Consider the following 20,129-nt stretch of genomic DNA (forward strand, 5'->3'; position numbering starts at 1 on the left):
AAAGGGCAAGCTTCGGTTTGCCCTTTTAATTTAAAGGATCGTAAAACGATTGCACGCTGGGATGATTTTGCTTAAATAATTCCACTAAATAACTGACCACTGCGCCTTTTTTATCTTCACACCACGCTAATGAAAGTGGTGAATTATGACGACGATTTTTCACTTCTTTGGCAATCAGTTGCCCACTATCAATAAGGGGTTTGCACAAACTTAATGGTAAAAATCCGATACCGACGCCTTTTAAATGACAGGCTAATTTTGTGTGTAAATCGGGTACACGAATTTCGTGTTGACCAGATAAACGCCATGCTGTGCGTTTAGAAAGATGGCGAGACGTATCTTCTACGTTAACAGCGGAATACATTCGCATTTGATCATCACTTAATACCCCACTGATATTGGCTAAGGGATGATTAGGTGCAACAACAAATTGCCATTGAATTTCACCCATGGCGCAGATATTAATATTATTTTTAAGGGACTCATTCCCCGTAACGCCAATAGCAAAATGATAATCTTCGTTAATAAGCGCATCCCAAACCCCCATATAAACTTGGCGAGTAATATGAAATTGTGTTGAAGGAAAACGTTGATGAAGGCAAGCCAGCATACTGGCAACCGCTGTACGATCATAAAGAAGATTATTAATGACAATATTCACTTGATGTTCGACACCAGCATTCATTTGTTGAAGCTCAACAGGCATCGATTCTAACCATACAATCCATTGGCGGCATTTTTCTAATAAGTATTCACCTGCTGGGGTTAATGTTACGGTTCTGGTTGTACGATTAAAAAGTTGAGTACCAATATTTTCTTCTAATGTTTTAATACGATAACTAATGGCTGCGGATGTTTTATGTAGCACATCGGCTGCTTTGGTAAAACTTTGGCAATCAGCGACCTGTATAAAAGTACGGATCATTTCTTGGTCTAACATATTTTTTATCCTGGTAATAAGAGAAGCAAAATTTCAGCAGATAATGCTGAACTAAAAAAAAGCAAACAGAGCAAAGCTTACCTATTTTTTCTAAGGTCTATACTGCAAAGTAAGACAACTTCTTATCGTGTTAATGGATGTTATTATTATTGGCTTGGTATTGTGTGCCATATGAAGTTTTGATTATTTATAGATAAGCGATAAAGCATACTAACAAAAATTTCACCGGATGATGGGCGCAAATAAGAATATCTATATTCCATTTGTGTGATTGCTTTCACGTTTCACTCATCCTTTTACCGATGAAGTTAAGATATCAGTAAAAGGTGGTGAAAGTTAGGATAAAAAATCCTTCAATATAAGATGTAAAAAAAGAGATCAGGCCATTTTAAATGGGTAAGTAAAAAAGAGCAGATGAGTCAAATTAAGCGCAAAATGAAATGCTGTTGAAACCCAAAGCCGACCACTCCACATCCAAGCCAAACCATAAATAATTCCTGCCAACGATGCAAAAATAACCAACAATATTCCTCCTGCAATGTGCGCAAAGCCAAAAATTATAGCCGCAATTAATAGCGCAACATAAGGAGGAAGGTAACGTGATAAGGTTTGTTGAATAACACCTCTAAATAAAGCTTCTTCAGCAAGAGAGACAAAAAAGAGGTTCGCAAGAATAAATGCAGGTAACCAGTGTGGTAAATGAAGCTCAATGGCTAATCCCCCTAATTTTACGGCAATGAGTAATAATGCTGGAATAGCAATAATTAACATTATCCATTGTAATTTATTCACTTTTTTTAATGGGGTACAGATAAAGAGAGTGGGAATAAAAATGAGAAAAATAAAGGGTATCAATGCTTTATCCGCATTGAAATAAAACGAAAAAGGGACGCTTTTTATTCCTATAGAGGTATGTGAAAGGTAACGTAAATTGTTAAAGCCAGGAATAAGATGAAAGGCTAAGCCGCTGGCAATGATAATAAGAGCAAGAATGATAATTGCCCGAAGCAGTGGTTGTGTTTTATAGCGGGAATAAGCAAAAGTTAATAACAGAATACTAAAGATAATCGGCAAGGTTTGCCATGTAATAATACCTGTTATAAATGCGCTAAGTGCTGTGACTGCAAGTGTAATAAGTGCAAGTATGCGATTAAAACCCAAAAATAATAAAGACGCCGCGAGAAGTAACCAAGTGATCATAATTATAGATATTTTAGAATGAAAAGGGGCGCTAGGGTAAAAGATAGCTGGCACTTAGGCTATCATAATGAATAAAAAATACAGAAATCAGACCTCTTGATTAAGAATATTATTAACTAATAGTTTGATTTTTTTTATAAAAATCATAATATTTACTTTTGGTCTAAAATTAAAACAATTGTTTAATTATTATGTTGATAATCAATATCTGATATTAAATTAGTATGAATAATAAGATAAAAGCGAATATATAAACATGCCGATAATATGGGATATCGGCATGTTTGTTGTCTTGAGTTCGCTTATTTTTCTAAATAGCGTAAAAACTAAACATAAAAATAGCGAATAACATGAAAGAAAATAGGGGCAGCAAAACAGAGTGAGTCCATTCTATCCATCATGCCACCATGGCCTTCTATCATTGTGCCAAAATCTTTTACGCCACTGTCTCTTTTTATTGCTGACATACATAAACCACCGGCAAAACCAGCCAATGTAATGACTAAAGAGAGTAAAAAGGCTGCCCACCATGAAAAAGGTGTTGCCCACCACAACATCATACCGATAAGGCTGGCGGAAATAATGCCACCAAAAAAACCTTCGACTGTTTTATTGGGGCTTAATTTAGGCACGATAGGATGTTTGCCAAATAATTTACCAAAGACATATTGGAGTACGTCAGAAACTTGTACCACAATCATTAAAAAGAGCAGTAAGTTGATATTACGACCTTCAAAACCTTCAATTGGTAACATTAATAGTGCAGGAGCGTAACTTAGGCAATAAATGGCTATCATCACACTCCATTGCACTTTTGCCATACGTTCTAAGAAATGGCGGGTATCACCTGAAAGTGCCATGCGCGTTGGGATTAATAAAAAGGCGTAAACAGGAATAAATACTGCCATTAAATTATACCACTGCACCCCAACGAGAATGTATTGGATAGGCAAGATCACGAAGAAACACCAAAATAATGCTTCATGATCGCCTCGATGTGTTGGGGTTAATGTAATGAGTTCACGAAGAGCAAGCCATGAAATAATGGTAAATAGTACGACAGAGCCAATTGCGCCAACACCGATTGCAACGCCTGCAATAATGCACATTACCCACCAAGCATTGATCCTTGAGTTAAGGTTAGTAATTGTTGATGTGGGGCCTTTAATTGCCGCAAGAATAGCGCCAATAACGCTGGCAATAATTAAGAAAGAGAAGAGTCCGATAAATATCCAGAGGACTTCATTATTAATACGTTCCATTGTGTAACTCCTCTAACGCGCTTTTGGCTCTGATCAGAAATTCTTGTTTACTTTCATTATCATGCGTAGGCACTATGGGAGCACCAAAAATTGCACTACAAATAACGGGAACAACTAAACGGGAGCCTTTAGGGAGTACCCGATTTAAGTTTTCAAGATAAATAGGAACTAATTGAACATTCGGATTTTTACGAGAAAGATGCCAAAGACCTGCTTTAAAATCCTGAATAGATTCACCATTGCCTCGTGTTCCTTCAGGGAAAATAATTAAGGATTCACCTTGGTCTAAAATATTTTGCATGATAGCCAGCGCATTCACTTTATTCGATGTTGATGATGCAGTTTCGTCCGTTGATTGTTCCGTTATCTTTTCGCATTGGTTACTTTCTTCAGCAATATTCATTTTAGTAGCATGGCGAGGAATAAGAATTGCCCTAAAAATACGGCGAGACAAATAGCGACGTAGGCGATTTTTATTCCAGTAATCTTCAGCAGCAACTGGATGTACATAAGGACGAATATCAGGCGCAAGGCAAGACCAAATGACTAAACCATCAAGATGGCTAGAGTGGTTAGCGTAATAAATACAAGGTGTATCTTTCGCTATCGGAGACGTTTGTTTTGCACGAATTCCCGTTAGGAAACGGCAGATAGAGACTAATACGGATGACACCACTTTTGCATCTAAAGCAAGTTTTCCATTTTTCATTAATCAGACACCTTGTGCTAAATCCCGTAAAATTCGACGGGTTCTGAAAATTGTGGTTAGTGTTGAACCTAAAATAATAATCCATAATGCGATAAAAAAGAGCCACATACCCCAAAGGTTCGGAATAAAAGCAGCAATAACAGCAATTGAAGTGAGCAAAGCCATTCTATGTTGTTTAGCCATAGGACCAGTAAAGTGTTGTTCTAATCCACAGCTCCCGCCTAACACACGGACATAAGCAGTCATTACCGCAAAAAAAGCACCCACCCAACCTAAAGTAATAGCCATTGAAAAGTTGCAGGATAACCCATAACCCACACCTAAAATGATCAGCGTATCTGCAATTCTGTCTGGTAATTCATTATAAACAGCTCCAACAGGGCTTTTCATTCCGCCTTCAACAGCAACCATACCATCTAATAAGTTACAAATAAGACGACCTTGGATCATTAATGCACCAAGGATCAATAAGAACGAGCGTAATAGTCCATCAGAATAATAAAGGGCAAAAAAGAGTGATAGGCCAGCAAGCAATGCAAATACGATGCTAAACACTGAAATACCGTTGGGCGTAGCTCCTTTTTGCTGTAAGTAGCGACTTGATTTTGTTGCCCAGTTTGTTTGTCTTGCTTTTATAGGACGGCGATTTTTATCTTGGTTATTCATTTTTCTTTGTAAACAAGCGAGTTAGGAGGGGAATAGCATAAGGCTATTTGGTCAAAGTGAGAATAAGAATAAACGTATAAGTTTATCTTATATTTTTAAAGTGCACATTTATTCTACCTTTTAATACTCAAATTAAGACTATAAATAAATTATCAATAAATATTTATTTTTCTAGGGGTTAATACCTATTTGATGATAGTGAATTATACTTACTTAATGTGATCATTTAATGATTGTCTTTATTGGACTGTTATTAAGTAAAAATCATAATTAATGTATTACATTAATTAAACTATAAAGAGAATAAATTTCTTAAGTAAAAGGGAGTATAAAGGATAATACTTATTATTCCTTCTTATTTTACGACTAAATTTAAGGCAATTTAAATACGTTAATTAGAATATTCTTATTAAGAAAATTTCGCTTAAATTGAAAATAAAATCGCATAAATAATCTCTAAATGAACATAAAAAAAAGAGACTAGGATCCATTTAGTATTATTTTTTAATCATTATTAATTTCCATCGTGAAATAAGAATAAAGAACAATGGAAAGTTTAAATGAGAATATTCATATTTATAAAAAGTAAAAAATGATTTATATCAAATGAAATGCTTCATCTATTCTTATATTGCTATTGTTAATAAAAAATAGTCATTATAGTTATTAATAATAGCGATTATGAAAATAAAATATACGAGTGCTTTAAATCGAAATTAAACGAACCATAATGAAAGGGTGGCATCAAAATAAGTTGCCGCCCCTTCTATCGTAGAATGGAGTCTAACGTATTAATTATTCCCATATTAGGTGCAAATCATCCAAAATAGAATGTTTTAGAAGTATAGCTTTCTCTCATTAATAAAAGATAATGAAAATTAAACAGGTCATATCGTTATATCTTTAGATAATACAACCTATTGATAAATAAAAATCACATAAGGAACTTAGTTTATTCTCAAGTCATATTTCTTAAAGAAATCATACTCTTGAACTAATTGTGGTAGTGATCTTATTTTCAATTTTGTATACATGTTTGAGCGATGTACTTCAACTGTACGAGGTGATAGCGAAAGTTTTTCTGCCGCTTCTTTGCTCGTATTTCCTTCAAGGATCATTTCCATAACTTCTTTTTCTCTATTTGATAACTTACCAAACTTATCTTTTAAAGATATATATGTTCGGAACTGCTCAACTTCACTTTCATAATGAAGGAATGATTCTGAGACAATATTAAGAAGTTCATTTACATTTAAAGGGCGAGTTAAATATTCAAAAGCGCCTGATTTAAATGCACTACGACAACTCTCAATAGAACTATCCCCAGAAATAATAATAATCGGGATGATATTTTTCAATTTATTGAGTTCTTTAATCAGTACAATTGATGGTGCTGCACTGCTTTTTGTATTAATGATGATGCACTCTTTATGCGCTCCTTTTGTTGAAGAAAAATAGTATTTCAAGAAAGCCTGTTCATTTGAATAGGTTTTCACATTAGCGGCTAAAGAAGAAAGAACAGCTTTAAGTTGAACTTTTGTACTGTCATCTTCAAATGTGATTAAGTGGATTATTGATTCCATATGTTGCTCCTGGTTTTACTCTGCTCTTTCACTAAAAGTGAATGAGTAACGAAATTTGACTAATTTATAAGTTTTTTATGTAGGGTAACATTCACGTAACGGAGCCATATTCAGAATATATCAAATTAAAAATGATTAATACTTCTGTATTATATTATAGATAAAATATCAGAACTTTGTTTTGTTTCAATATTTGTATTTTATAGACAAGAATAATTTATTTCTATAATGGATGTTCGGATAACTATTATTAATTGTAACTAAGTTTTTTACCTTAAGTGATTTTAACTATATTAAACGCATTCAATAAGTAAAAAAATAATATATTTAGGTGCCTATTAGCGAGAAAATTAATAGTTGTATTTAGTTACAATGAAATTCCCTTTGTGGCTTTTTGACTTTACTTCTTGTAAAATAGCACTTTATTTATACCTATTCCTTTTAATAAACCAATCGAGCCAATACTATGGCGTCACTGAAAGATGTAGCTCGACTTGCATCCGTTTCTTTGATGACAGTCTCAAGAGCGATTAATAACCCTGAGTTATTAAAACCAGAAACACTGAAACAAGTCCAAAGTGCTATTGATCAACTTAACTATGTTCCAGATTATTCTGCACGGAAAATTCGTGGTCAAGGAACCAAAGTTTCCTCAATTGGCGTTTTAGCAATTGATACCGCAACGACACCATTTTCTGTTGAAATGATTTTATCTATTGAACAAACAGCAAGAGAATTTGGATGGAGTTCATTTGTGGTCAATTTGACTGCGCAAGATTGTTATGAAAATGCTATTTGGCAACTTTTAGCCCAGCGTCCAGACGGTATTATCTACACGACAATGGGATTACGTGAAATTTCCGTGCATGAAAAATTATATGATAAGAATCTTGTGTTAGCGAACTGCTTGGATAAGGCACACTCTTTTCCAACTTATATTCCAGATGATTATCATGGACAATATTATGCAATGAAGAAAGTCATTGAAAAGGGATATCGTCATCCTTTGTGCTTCTATATACCTGAAGAATCAGTTGCGGGGCCTATTCGCCGTAAAGCGGTTGAAGATGCTTGGCAAGAAGCAGGGCTACCATTAGCGCATTTACGCCAATATACGATGATGTTTGGTGATGAGCATTACCGTGATGTGATTGAAATATTGAAAAAGCATTGCACTCATCAAAAAGCAGATTTTGATATTCTGATTTGTGGTAATGACCGTATTGCTTTTTTAGCTTATCAAGTCTTGTTGTCTATGGGATTGCGTATTCCAGATCAGGTTGCTGTTTTAGGATATGACAATATGATTGGTACAGGCGATCTATTTTATCCGCCATTAACAACGGTTCAACTACCTCATTATGAATTAGGTAAAGAAGCAACATTACATATTATTCAAGAAAGAAATCATCAAAATACGGTACACGTGCCTTGCCAATTAGTTGAACGTGAGTCGTTATAAGGACTCACGTTTTACCATCATCAAAATAGAATGAATGGTTTTAAAAATTAGCCAATATGATTTAGTCTCCAATATTCACCTGATAACAATATTGCATCACCACTCATTGCAAAAAGGCGTAAAGAGCGTGCGTCTTGTGACGCATAATATCGACTACTTAATGTATATTCACCTTGATTAACAAAGACTTCAATTGATGAACGATCAATGAATATGCGTAAGTTTAATTGATATCCTTCAGGTAATGGAATACTACGAGCACCACTTATATTGTATTGAGGGTAATGACGATTAAGCACTAAACGATTTGATTGATTATCTACAAAAAGCTCTAGCCCTTCACCTAGCCATAAGCCAAATTTTTCGGCTTGGCTGTCTAAAGACCAAGTTAAATCGAGTTCGATAGCTGATGTGTTATCAATTAACTCTATAGATTGATGGCTTAATGTGAGAGGTTTAATAGTATTTTTTTCTTGGCGTAATGATTCAACTTCTTTGACTGGCACCATACGTAAACGGTTTTTGCTCTTATCAAAGGTAATTTCACGAGGTAATGTGAAGCAACCAGACCAAAACTCCGCTTTTGATGGCATGAGTGAATTCCACATATCCATCCAGCCCATAGAAACACGACGACCATCAGGAGTCATAAATGATTGGGGCGCATAATAATCATGGCCATTATCTAGCTCAATAAAGTGACCTTGTGGTTTAAATGGCTGGTTTGGTGACCATTGACCAATTAACGCGCCAGCTTGAAAAAGGTTCCGGTATTGATAGCCTTCTGCACGTTTTCCTTGGGGCGAAAAGACAATTGCGAATTCATTGTCTTGGCTGATCGGGAAGAAGTCTGGGCACTCCCACATATAGACGTTTTTATCGTCAGTTTTTCCCAAAATAATGTAATCGGTGCTCCACGGTTTTCCTTCTTCAAATAAGTTTTCACTAGAAAAGAGTAAAACTTGTCCTTGATCTTTTTCATCTCTAGCACCGACAACCATCCACCATTTCCCGTCTTGATACCACACTTTAGGATCACGAAAATGCATATAACCTTCGGGGGGCGGTAAAACGATCCCTTTTTTTTCAAAATGAATTCCATCTTCACTGATCGCTACACATTGTGCTTCATAAATTTGGCTATCATCACCTTCTTCGCCTAACCAATTATGGCCAGTATAAAAAAGGTAGAGTTTACCGTCATGACTAATAGCTGATCCTGAGAAACAACCACTTTTGTCGTAATCATCACCAGGGGCTAACGCAATAGGTTGATGTTGCCAGTGGATCATATCGGTGCTGGTGGCATGCCCCCAATGCATTGGACCCCAATCTTGAGAATAAGGATGGTGCTGATAAAAAGCATGATATAAGCCATCATGATAAATAAGACCATTAGGGTCATTTAACCAACCCGCAGGTGCGGCTAAATGAAATTGGGGATAAAAAGTATTGCCTCGCTTTTCAATCAAGGTACTTAAGGTATTTGTTGATTGTTCTAAACGGTGTTTCATATCATTATCCTTATTATATTTTCAGCATCGTTAGCCCTCGTTTTTACGTTATAAAAGAATAAAAATAGATTAAACTATAATTTTTCCTTTTTTGTTAACGATAACATTTAAGGGCAAAAAAACACTTTTTATAAGATTGACTTTATCATAATATCTCATTATGTTAACGTTATCAGAGTGGATTTACGAGCAATATCTTTCTTTAATCGTTATGAATAGTCATAAAAACAGAATATAGTGAAGAAAAATAATTGCTTATCTTCAGGAGAGATTATGAAAGTCTGGTCTTTAGGTGATGCTGTTGTTGACCTGATCCCATTGCAAAACATGCAATATGAAGCATGTGCTGGTGGCGCGCCTGTCAATGTTGCTGCGGGTGTTGCTAAACTTGGTCAACAAAGTGGTTTTATTGGGCGTGTAGGTGAAGATGCGTTCGGCCATTTTATGCAAAAAACATTGTTTGATCTGGGTGTTGATACTCGAGCAATGGAATTTGATGAGTTTCACCGTACCAGTACAGTTCTTGTCTCTTTACAAGAAAATGGTGAGCGTGATTTTACTTTCTTAGTTGCTGAATCTGCAGATCAATTTTTAACAGAAAAATCTTTACCTGCGTTCGAAAAAGATATTTTGCATTTTTGCTCTTTAGCATTAGTGAATCCCATTTGTCGTTCAACCTTGGATACAGCGATTAAGAGTATTAAAGAGACGGATTCATCGCTGAGTTTTGATATTAACTTACGTCCTCAAATGTGGCGTGATCACGAAGAAATGCGCGAAGTTATCGATAATTATGCGCATAAGGCCGACATATTAAAATTATCAGAAGATGAACTTACGTGGATGACACAAGAAGTGACGTTGAATAATGCTCTTAAAAAATTAGAAGATTATCCCGCACGTTTAAAAGTGATCACTCAAGGCGCTAAAGGATGTTTAGTGTTAACACCAAATAATCAAGTTGCATTTAGTGCTTTTACAGTTGAATGCATTGATACAACGGGTGCTGGGGACGCCTTTATGTCAGGTTTATTGGCCGCACTTGCAGAATATGGTTTTGCCGAAGATGAACAATACTTATCAAAAATAGTGACGCAAGCGGCTGCTTGTGGTGCTTTGGCCACAACTCAAAAAGGGGCGATAGCTGCAGCTCCAAGTCGTAAAAAATTGCATGATTTTGTTCAGCAACAGCCCCCTTTGCATGTTCGGGAGATTTTCTGATAGCTCACAGATTTTTTCTGGTTGTGGTTTTTACCACATTTTTCTCTTAATGGTATTTCCTTGCCCTCCATTAATACTGGTTTTTCTCGAAGCCATTATTAGTGGAGATTTTTTTATCTTTTCGATTAGACTCTTCTATTTTTTATCAATCAATCAGCGATGTTGATCATATTGTTCTATCTGTTTTAAGCGTATGATATTAAAACGTATCGACTTTTATTGATGGAACATTAAATGTGGGCTCAATCGGGCGCAGTATTAGCCATTTTTTCTTATATTCTTTGGGGGATCACTCCTCTTTTTTATCGGCTTTTACCAGGAGCTCAACCGTTAGAAATGTTAGCTCAGCGTTTAATTTGGTCTATTCCTTTATTATTGTTGGTACGGCTTTTTATCAAGAATAGAACTCAATGGTGCGCGGTTTTTCAAGATAAACGCTCTGTTTTTATGTGTTTATTTAGTTCAATGGCAATGGCGGTTTCTTGGTGTACCTTTACCTATGCATTAACTCATGAGCAAGTATTAGAAGCGAGCTTAGGGTATTTTATTAATCCACTTTTCTCGATTTTATTAGGTGTGATCTTTCTGAAAGAAAAACTTAATCCAGCAGAAAAATGGGCCGTTACCTTAATTTGTGCGGGGGTGGGATATCAGCTGTGGATGTACGGAGAATTACCTGTACTGGCTATCATGATGGGGGGAGCATTTGCCGTATATGGATTAATTCGTAAGTTTATTCGTTTTGATGTAATAACCTCTTTATTTATGGAAACACTTTGGCTAATGCCATTAGCAATAGGTGCGACCGTTTGGTTGTTTATGACAGATAAAAGTGCGTTACCTTCTGCAGATAATCTGACTCGTTTTTATTATGTTTTAACCGCACCAGTTACCATATTGCCATTATTGTTTTTTACTGCGGCAGTGAAACGAACTACGTTAACCGTTATCGGACTAGCACAATATATAGAACCTACTATTCAATTTTTACTGGCTGTTTTCTTATTCCATGAAGCTTTTGATGAAGTTAAAGGTGTCAGTTTTTCTCTAATTTGGCTGGGGCTTTTATGCTGTATCTTGGCACTTATCCGAAAACGCCTTAATTATCTGAAAATCCAAAAAGGAAAGCGTAGCCAAATATTGTAATTATTTTCTTTCTTCGATTGATTATTTTTGCCTGCCTATTTTTCTATCAAGTAAAATCCGTTATGCTACGTCAAAGCAATCGTTTGCGTCGTTGTGTTTTTTATAAATAGTGAGGATAAAAAATGACTGTGTTGGGTACGGCTCTTACAGCTAATGCAACAAAGGTAATGCTATTAGGTGCAGGTGAACTGGGTAAAGAGGTGGCTATTGAATGCCAGCGCCTAGGTATTGAAGTGATTGCAGTTGATCGCTATCCCAATGCACCTGCGATGCATATTGCACATCACCATCATGTGGTGAATATGCTTGATAGTAATGCATTAAAACTCATTATTGAGCAAGAGCAACCTGATTTTATTGTTCCTGAAATTGAGGCGATAGCGACCTCGTTATTGGTTGAATTAGAACAAAAAGGGCAAAAAGTCGTTCCTTGTGCTCGCGCTGTAAAACTGACAATGGATAGAGAGGGGATCCGTCGTTTAGCTTCGGAAACATTACTTTTACCAACATCAAATTATCAATTTGTTGATGATGAAGTGAGTTTTAAAAAAGCTGCTTTAGATATCGGTTTTCCTTGTATTGTCAAACCTGTTATGAGTTCGTCGGGGAAAGGGCAAAGTGTTATCCGTGGTGAAAATGATTTAGCACATGCTTGGGCCTATTCTCAAGAGGGCGGGCGAGCAGGAAAAGGGCGTGTTATCGTTGAAAAAATGATCCCGTTTGATTTTGAAATTACTTTACTGACTATTCATGCTGTTGATGGTATCCATTTTTGTGCTCCCATTGGTCATCGGCAAGAAAAAGGAGATTACCGTGAGTCATGGCAACCTCAAAAAATGAGTAATATAGCCCTTGCTAAAGCAGAACATATTGCGAGCAAAGTGGTAGAAAATTTAGGGGGGTACGGCTTATTTGGCGTAGAGTTGTTTGTTCAAGGCGATGATGTATTTTTTAATGAAGTATCTCCTCGTCCTCATGATACAGGGTTAGTGACACTAATTTCACAGGACTTATCAGAGTTTGCACTTCATGTTCGTGCTTTTTTAGGTTATCCCATTGGTGGTATTCGCCAATTAGGTAACTGTGCTTCTGCTGTCATTTTGCCAGAGCTACATAGCTCAAATATCGTTTATTCTGGTATTGAAAAAGCGTTGAAGGCGAATCGTCAAATTCGTCTTTTTGCGAAACCTGAAATTGCAGGCTCTCGCCGTCTTGGTGTTGTGCTTGCCCATGCTGATACAATAAAACACGCACTCGATGAAGCCAAAGAAGGCGCTAAAGCCATTGTTGTGAGTGATGTTAAATAATTATATATCATTAGTTATCCGTTTTACTGCTAAGTGAACACCATCAACTTAGCGGTAAAAATCCAGCTTTAATAAAATAGTCTTTTGCATTTTCTGGTTTATTGACGATATTCCCAATCAGTAAAATGCCTTCTTTTATCCCTACGTTATAGGTTGGTTCTTTGTTTTATAATGTTGGATTGAGTGTTGACTTATTTTCATTAGCTTCCTTACGTAATGAAATTGCCACAACAGGAATACCAAGTGCAACTTAATAAACGGTGCTGAAATAATAAAGCTTTCCTAGCCATAAAACTCAGTTAATATCAATACATAACAAAATATACAACAAGTACTATTTTTGCTTAAAATTTAATCATATAAGGTGGTTAATTAATTTTATCAGCTTAATTTTTTACTCAACCCTTGAAACTTGCTTAACTATCCCCACTTTTTACTCATATTGATTTTTTTCGCCAAATTAGGATTAATTGAGGTAAAAATGAGTATGAAAGGTCAGGAAACAAGAGGATTTCAGTCAGAAGTTAAACAACTTCTTCAATTAATGATCCATTCTCTTTACTCCAATAAAGAAATTTTCCTTCGCGAATTGATTTCTAACGCATCAGATGCGGCTGATAAATTACGTTTTCGTGCATTATCAGATGCAGCACTTTATGAAAATAACGGTGAGTTGCATGTGCGCATTTCCACGGATAAAGAGAACCGAACTCTGACTATCAGTGATAATGGTATTGGTATGACTCGTGATGAAGTCATTGATAATCTAGGTACTATCGCAAAATCAGGTACCAAATCATTCTTAGAATCTATCGGACAAGATCAAGCTAAAGATAGCCAATTAATTGGTCAGTTTGGTGTGGGCTTCTATTCAGCTTTTATCGTTGCAGATAAAGTCACTGTACGCACTCGTGCTGCGGGTGAAACAGCGGATAAAGGCGTTTTCTGGGAGTCTGAAGGTGAAGGTGATTATACCGTTGCTGATATTGAAAAAGCTGATCGCGGTACTGAAATAACGCTTCATTTGCGTGAAGGCGAAGATGAGTATTTAGATGACTGGCGTCTGCGTAGCATTATTAGCAAATATTCTGACCACATTTCTCTGCCTGTTGAAATTGAAACGAAAAATGAAGAAGATGGCACAGTAACGTGGGAAAAAATTAATAAAGCGCAAGCACTGTGGACTCGTAATAAAGCTGAAGTAAGTGATGATGAATATAAAGAGTTTTATAAACATATCTCTCATGACTTTGCGGATCCATTAAGCTGGGTACACAACCGTGTTGAAGGTAAACAAGAATACACAAGCTTGTTATATGTGCCTTCAAAAGCGCCTTGGAATTTATGGGATCGTGAACAGCGTCATGGTTTAAAACTGTATGTACAGCGTGTTTTTATTATGGATGAAGCTGAGCAGTTTATGCCTAATTACCTACGTTTTATTCGTGGGTTAGTGGATTCTAATGATTTACCACTAAACGTTTCGCGTGAAATTCTACAAGACAGCTCCGTTACACGTAACCTACGTAGTGCATTAACTAAACGTGCATTACAAATGTTACAAAAATTGGCAGAGAATAAGCCTGAAGAGTATCAAGCATTCTGGAAAGAGTTTGGTTTAGTTTTAAAAGAAGGCCCTGCAGAAGATTCATCTAACATTGAAACTATTGCTAAGTTACTGCGTTTTGCATCAACACATAACGATAGCGATGCTCAAACTGTTTCACTGGAAGATTATGTTAGTCGCATGGTGGATGGTCAGGAAAAAATCTATTACATCACCGCTGATAGTTACGCTGCTGCGAAAAACAGCCCTCATTTAGAGCTGTTCCGCAAAAAAGGTATCGAAGTATTGCTGTTATCAGATCGTATTGATGAATGGATGATGAATTATCTGACAGAGTTTGATGGCAAATCATTCCAGTCTGTCAGTAAAGCAGATGAATCTCTTGATAAATTGGCGGATGAAGAAAAACAAGCTGAACAAGAAGAAACAGATAAACAATTAGCACCTTTTATTGAACGCATTAAAACGTTGTTGGGCGACAAAGTTAAAGAGGTGAAATTAACACACCGCTTAACTGATACCCCCGCGATTGTGACAACCAGTGCGGATGAAATGACCACACAAATGGCGAAATTGTTTGCAGCTGCAGGACAAGAAGTACCAGAAGTAAAATATAACTTTGAGCTAAATCCAAATCACCCATTAGTGAAACAAACAGCTGAGTTAACCGATGATGCTTTATTTGCTGATTGGGTAAATTTATTACTGGATCAGGCATTATTTGCTGAAAGAGGCTCTTTGGAAGATCCGAATCAGTTTATTCGCTTAGTGAATCAACTTTTAGTTCAGAAAGCGTAACTGTTTTCGTTTTCAAACATTTAAACCACGTTTCTCTGAAAAGAGAGCGTGGTTTTTTCTTTTTCGACAAAAATAAAATGCAATCGCTACCGTGATTTCTTGAGCGATGACCTCACAAAATGGTATGGTAATGCGTTTTCGAGTTTAAATATAAAAAATTAAATGCAAGGGGATTTACGCGATGCGTATCATTCTGCTAGGCGCTCCAGGCGCTGGTAAAGGCACTCAGGCTCAATTCATTAAAGAAAACTATGGTATCCCACAGATTTCAACTGGTGATATGTTACGTGCGGCGGTAAGCGCGGGTACAGAACTAGGACTGAAAGCAAAAGCGTTAATGGACAATGGTCAATTAGTTACTGATGAATTAGTGATTGCGTTAGTTAAAGAGCGTATCAAACAAGACGATTGTCGTAATGGTTTCTTGTTGGATGGGTTCCCAAGAACAATTCCGCAAGCTGATGCAATGAAAGAAGCAGGTATCAATGTGGATTTCGTACTGGAATTCGCCGTACCAGATGACATCATTGTAGAACGTATTATTGGCCGTCGTGTTCACGCGCCATCAGGTCGTGTTTATCATGTGAAATTTAATCCACCTAAAGTGGAAAATCGTGATGACGTGACGGGTGAGGAGTTAACAACGCGTAAAGATGACCAAGAAGAAACTGTTCGTAAACGTTTAGTTGAGTATCATACTCAAACGGCACCGTTAGTTTCTTATTATCAAAATGAAGCTAAAGCAAGCAATGCAAAATACTTCAAAGTTGATGGTACACAAAAAGTTAGCGAAATTAATGCTGAACTGAAAAGTATCCTTGGCTAATTTGTCATCGCTATGATTAATCCCGGTTGAGCCGGGATTTTTTTTACCTTATTTAGCCTGTATAAAATAAGTTAAAAAATTCGATCCAATAAATTGACAAGCACAATTCATTATTTTCCTTTATTCTTCTACTTTTTGGTTATCCTAATAAAAACAACTCTAAGGAGTCATGGTATGAATCATGCTAAGTATGGTGTTCTTCTCGTTAATCTTGGTACACCTGATGCGCCGACAACGGGTGCTGTCCGACGTTATTTAGCACAATTTCTTAGCGATCCTCGTGTTGTTGATGTTTCTCCTTTAATTTGGAAACCAATATTACAGGGTGCGATATTGCCATTTCGTTCTCCTAAAGTAGCCAAGCTTTATCAACAAATATGGATGGAAGAGGGTTCGCCGTTATTAGTTTATAGTCGCGCCCAACAACACGCGCTTGCTCAGCGATTACCCAATATACCTGTGGAATTAGGGATGTGTTATGGCAATCCGTCGCTAAATGAAGGGATTGAAAAATTGTTACAACAAGGTGTTGAGAACATTATTTTGTTGCCACTTTATCCTCAATACTCTTGTTCTACTTCTGCTGCGGTATTTGATGGTGTAAGCACAATATTGAAAAGTATGCGCACTATTCCATCCTTAAATTTTATTCGTAGCTACCCTGACCATCCGCTTTATATCAAAGCACTTGTTACCTCTATTGAGAAGAGCTTTCAGCAATATGGAAAACCAGATCGCTTAATTCTTTCTTTCCATGGTATTCCTGAGCGTTTTATCAAAACAGGGGATATTTATTATGATGAATGTTGCCTTACAACGGAAAAGCTTAAAGAGCAATTAGAAATGCAATTAGGCTATCCTAAAGAGCAGGTTATGTTGACATTCCAATCACGTTTCGGGCGTGAACCTTGGTTATCACCTTATACTGACAAAACGATGGAAAAGCTAGGAAGTGAAGGTATTAAACATGTCCAAGTTGTATGCCCAGGTTTTTCATCTGATTGTTTAGAAACATTAGAAGAAATTAACGAACAGAACCGTGAATTCTTTATTCATGGTGGTGGTAAACAGTATGAATATATTCCCGCATTAAATGATGAACCTGAGCATATTGACTTGCTAGAGGCGATTATCCGTGAGATATGCAAAAAATAATTATTGAATTCTATAAATAAAATTATCGGATTTGATGATATATTAATTTGATCATATTTCAGTTATATATAAACTTATCTTTTCTCATTTTTTAAGTGTTTTAGTGTTAATCACTAACATGCTGATAAACGGACACTGCATTACATAAATTTAGGCAGGAAAATGAATAGTAAGCTTTCAAAACCACAATCTTCAGAAATTGATAAAGGGAATTTTGATGACTTTTATCTAAAACAGAACGATGAAATCGATCTTTTTGAATTATTTTCTGTTATTTATAAATCAAAATTTGTCATTATTGGTATCACGCTATTATTTGCTATCGTTGGCTTTACTGTTGCAAGCTTTTTGCCTCAAAAATGGACAAGCCAAGCTGCAATTACCAAGCCAATGCTCGACGAAATGAAACAATTAAGAGCGACATTGACTGAACTAAGCCTAGTAGATGTTGATACAGGGGTTAATGGTTCTTCCGTTTATCAAAAATTTATCAATAACTATAACTCTCGGGTTTTACGTGAAGAGTATTTGGTCAGTACGGATTATTACAATAGTTTGCTGGCTAAAATGGATGAGCCAACGCCACTGGATAAGCGTAAATTAATTGAAGAAATCGTAACGAAAGATATTAATTTAAAAGCTTCAGATGATAAAAATAGTGAAGAAGAGTTTAGTGGTGAAATTAATCTAAGCTTTACTGCACCAACATCGGAAGAGGCTTATGATTTACTTTCTGGCTATATTCGTTTTATTTCCACCAAAGTACGTATGGAAGTGAAAGACGAAATTGATGACCAGATTGAGCGTAAATTAAGCTTTGCGCAAAAAGCGTATGAAATGGATTTAGAACGTATTGCCAATGCACGTAATGTAAATGTCCAACGCTTAAAATATGCGTTAGAGATTGCTAATGCGGCTGGGGTAAAAAAACCAATTTCAAGTGAAGGGGCACAAATTAAAGATGACCCTGATTACTCTATTGCCATGGGTTCTGATGCGTTGAGTAGTAAATTGGCTATCACAGAAGCTATCACAGATCCAACAACTGTAAGTTCTGAACTGAAAAACCGTTTATATAACATGAAGCAGTTAGAAAAAGTGAAATTAGATGAGCTTCAATTTGTACCATTCAAATATATGTTGAAGCCTTACGAGCCTACTAAAAAAGATGCGCCTAAACGTGCTCTGATTTTAGTTGGTGCTGCTTTTGTTGGTTTCATTCTTTCTGTAATGGGTGTTTTACTGAGCTATATGGCGAGAAACCGTCGTAAAACCGCATAAAAATATCTCCAAATAAGTAGGTGTACAGACGTACACCTACTGTCTCTCTCATAATATTGTGTTAACATTGCGCATCTTTTTTAGCTGTGTAGCATCGTTCACAATGAAATTCCCTGGCAAACGAAAATCCAAACACTATTTTCCCGTTAGTTTACGAGATCCTTTATTACAACCCATCATCAATATGACGGAGAGCGAATCTTCTCGCGCCTATATTGTCGGCATTGACCAAACATTGGTGGATATCGAAGCGAAAGTTGATGAGGCATTTATTACCCGTTATAACTTGAGTCAGGGACACTCTCTAGTTATTGAAGATGATGTCGCAGAAGCGCTTTATCGTGAATTAACAGATAATAACTTAATCACTCACGAATTTGCGGGTGGTACCATTGGTAATACGCTACATAACTACTCTGTATTAGCTGATGACCGTTCTGTGTTATTAGGTACTATGTGTAATAACATTCAGATTGGTAGCTATGCTTATCGCTATTTATGTAACACGTCTAGCCGTACTGATTTGAATTACCTTCAAGGTGTCGATGGTGCTATTGGGCGCTGTTTTACGCTGATCACAGAAAATGGTGAACGTACTTTTGCAATTAGCCCTGGTCAAATGAACCAACTTCAGCCTGAGAGTATTCCTGAAGAGGTTATTGCAGAAGCCTCTGCATTGGTTTTAACAGCTTACTTAGTGCGTTGTAAACCTGGTGAGCCAATGCCTTTGGCTACCATGAAAGCGATTGAATATGCGAAGAAATATGACGTACCTGTAGTGCTTACATTAGGTACTAAATACGTTATTGCGGATGATCCACAATGGTGGCGTGATTTCCTAAAAGAGCATGTGTCTGTTGTGGCAATGAATGAAGATGAAGCGTTTGAGTTAACAGGGCATTCTGATCCTCTTCTTGCCTCTGATATGGCGTTGGAATGGGTTGACTTAGTTCTTTGCACCGCAGGTCCTGCAGGGCTTTATATGGGCGGTTATACGGAACAAAGCTTTAAACGTCAAACAACGCATCCTTTATTACCTGGTGCAATTGCTGAATTTAACCGTTATGAATTTAGTCGTGCAATGCGCTACAAAGATTGTGAAGAGCCTGAAAAAGTTTATTCCCATATTGAGCCTTATATGGGAGGGCCTGAGAAAATAATGAATACAAATGGTGCGGGTGATGCAGCATTATCGGCATTACTACATGATATTACAGCGAATAGTTATCATCGAATAAATGTACCGAATTCGAGTAAGCACCCTCGAGCTTATTTAACCTATTCATCATTAGCACAAGTGTGTAAATACGCTAATCGAGTGAGTTATCAAGTATTAAGTCAGCATTCACCTCGTTTAACGCGTGGTTTACCTGAAAAAGAAGACAGCTTAGAAGAAGCCTATTGGGAACGTTAAGTTTATATTGTTTCTAAGTCTTGTTTTATCTGTGTGAAATAAAAAAACCTATCAAAATTTATTGATAGGTTTTTTATT

Annotated in this window: 16 protein-coding genes; 9 read left to right on the forward strand and 7 right to left on the reverse strand. The window is 36.5% G+C overall.

The annotated features are described in order from the left end of the window. Positions 1-25 precede the first annotated feature (25 nt). From allS to JEP40_RS05960, 6 genes are all read right to left on the reverse strand, one after another. Positions 26-940 carry an HTH-type transcriptional activator AllS gene (gene allS, locus JEP40_RS05935; RefSeq protein ID WP_036934748.1) on the reverse strand — a complete coding sequence of 305 codons (915 nt, stop codon included), beginning with the start codon at positions 938-940 and terminating at the stop codon, positions 26-28. A 378-nt stretch (positions 941-1,318) separates the two neighbouring features. Next, the gene (locus JEP40_RS05940; protein WP_198622845.1) at positions 1,319-2,140 is read right to left on the reverse strand and encodes a CPBP family intramembrane glutamic endopeptidase; all 822 of its coding nucleotides are present in this window, start codon (positions 2,138-2,140) and stop codon (positions 1,319-1,321) included. Positions 2,141-2,466: 326 nt separating this feature from the next. Beyond that, complete coding sequence (locus JEP40_RS05945) at positions 2,467-3,402, reverse strand: phosphatidate cytidylyltransferase (RefSeq protein WP_198622846.1); 936 nt, start codon at positions 3,400-3,402, stop codon at positions 2,467-2,469. After that, on the reverse strand, positions 3,389-4,111 hold the full coding sequence (locus JEP40_RS05950) for a lysophospholipid acyltransferase family protein (protein WP_198622847.1): 723 nt from the start codon (positions 4,109-4,111) through the stop codon (positions 3,389-3,391). The genes JEP40_RS05945 and JEP40_RS05950 overlap by 14 nt, the downstream gene beginning before the upstream one ends. 3 nt (positions 4,112-4,114) lie before the next feature. Continuing rightward, complete coding sequence (locus JEP40_RS05955; protein WP_198622848.1) at positions 4,115-4,777, reverse strand: CDP-alcohol phosphatidyltransferase family protein; 663 nt, start codon at positions 4,775-4,777, stop codon at positions 4,115-4,117. Between the two features lie 947 nt (positions 4,778-5,724). Next, the gene (locus JEP40_RS05960) at positions 5,725-6,360 is read right to left on the reverse strand and encodes a response regulator transcription factor (RefSeq protein WP_198622849.1); all 636 of its coding nucleotides are present in this window, start codon (positions 6,358-6,360) and stop codon (positions 5,725-5,727) included. Between the two features lie 466 nt (positions 6,361-6,826). Between JEP40_RS05960 and JEP40_RS05965 the strand changes: the two genes are divergently transcribed. Further along, positions 6,827-7,822 (forward strand): LacI family DNA-binding transcriptional regulator, encoded by a 996-nt coding sequence (locus JEP40_RS05965; protein ID WP_198622850.1) that lies wholly within the window; start codon positions 6,827-6,829, stop codon positions 7,820-7,822. Positions 7,823-7,869: 47 nt separating this feature from the next. Here the strand turns inward: JEP40_RS05965 and JEP40_RS05970 are convergent, their stop codons facing one another. Beyond that, positions 7,870-9,336 carry a glycoside hydrolase family 32 protein gene (locus JEP40_RS05970; protein ID WP_198622851.1) on the reverse strand — a complete coding sequence of 489 codons (1,467 nt, stop codon included), beginning with the start codon at positions 9,334-9,336 and terminating at the stop codon, positions 7,870-7,872. A gap of 273 nt (positions 9,337-9,609) precedes the next feature. Between JEP40_RS05970 and JEP40_RS05975 the strand changes: the two genes are divergently transcribed. The 8 genes from JEP40_RS05975 (at position 9,610) to JEP40_RS06010 (ending at position 20,051) form a co-directional block, all read left to right on the forward strand. Beyond that, positions 9,610-10,557 carry an aminoimidazole riboside kinase gene (locus tag JEP40_RS05975; protein WP_198622852.1) on the forward strand — a complete coding sequence of 316 codons (948 nt, stop codon included), beginning with the start codon at positions 9,610-9,612 and terminating at the stop codon, positions 10,555-10,557. A gap of 234 nt (positions 10,558-10,791) precedes the next feature. Continuing rightward, positions 10,792-11,703 carry an EamA family transporter RarD gene (gene rarD / locus JEP40_RS05980; protein WP_198622853.1) on the forward strand — a complete coding sequence of 304 codons (912 nt, stop codon included), beginning with the start codon at positions 10,792-10,794 and terminating at the stop codon, positions 11,701-11,703. Positions 11,704-11,825: 122 nt separating this feature from the next. Next, entirely contained in the window at positions 11,826-13,010 is a 1,185-nt protein-coding gene (purT, locus tag JEP40_RS05985) for a formate-dependent phosphoribosylglycinamide formyltransferase (RefSeq protein ID WP_198622854.1), read from the forward strand. A 487-nt stretch (positions 13,011-13,497) separates the two neighbouring features. Then, positions 13,498-15,375 (forward strand): molecular chaperone HtpG, encoded by a 1,878-nt coding sequence (gene htpG, locus JEP40_RS05990; RefSeq protein ID WP_198622919.1) that lies wholly within the window; start codon positions 13,498-13,500, stop codon positions 15,373-15,375. A gap of 181 nt (positions 15,376-15,556) precedes the next feature. Continuing rightward, positions 15,557-16,201: an adenylate kinase gene (gene adk / locus JEP40_RS05995; RefSeq protein ID WP_023582632.1), complete on the forward strand. Its 645-nt coding sequence runs from the start codon at positions 15,557-15,559 to the stop codon at positions 16,199-16,201. Positions 16,202-16,375: 174 nt separating this feature from the next. Next, on the forward strand, positions 16,376-17,356 hold the full coding sequence (hemH, locus tag JEP40_RS06000) for a ferrochelatase (RefSeq protein ID WP_198622855.1): 981 nt from the start codon (positions 16,376-16,378) through the stop codon (positions 17,354-17,356). Between the two features lie 162 nt (positions 17,357-17,518). After that, positions 17,519-18,637: an LPS O-antigen length regulator Wzz(fepE) gene (gene wzz(fepE), locus JEP40_RS06005; RefSeq protein WP_198622856.1), complete on the forward strand. Its 1,119-nt coding sequence runs from the start codon at positions 17,519-17,521 to the stop codon at positions 18,635-18,637. A gap of 103 nt (positions 18,638-18,740) precedes the next feature. Continuing rightward, positions 18,741-20,051 (forward strand): inosine/guanosine kinase, encoded by a 1,311-nt coding sequence (locus JEP40_RS06010; RefSeq protein ID WP_198622857.1) that lies wholly within the window; start codon positions 18,741-18,743, stop codon positions 20,049-20,051. Positions 20,052-20,129 lie beyond the last annotated feature (78 nt).

Origin of the sequence: Proteus vulgaris (genome assembly GCF_016239305.1) — a bacterium.
GTDB lineage: Bacteria > Pseudomonadota > Gammaproteobacteria > Enterobacterales > Enterobacteriaceae > Proteus > Proteus vulgaris_C.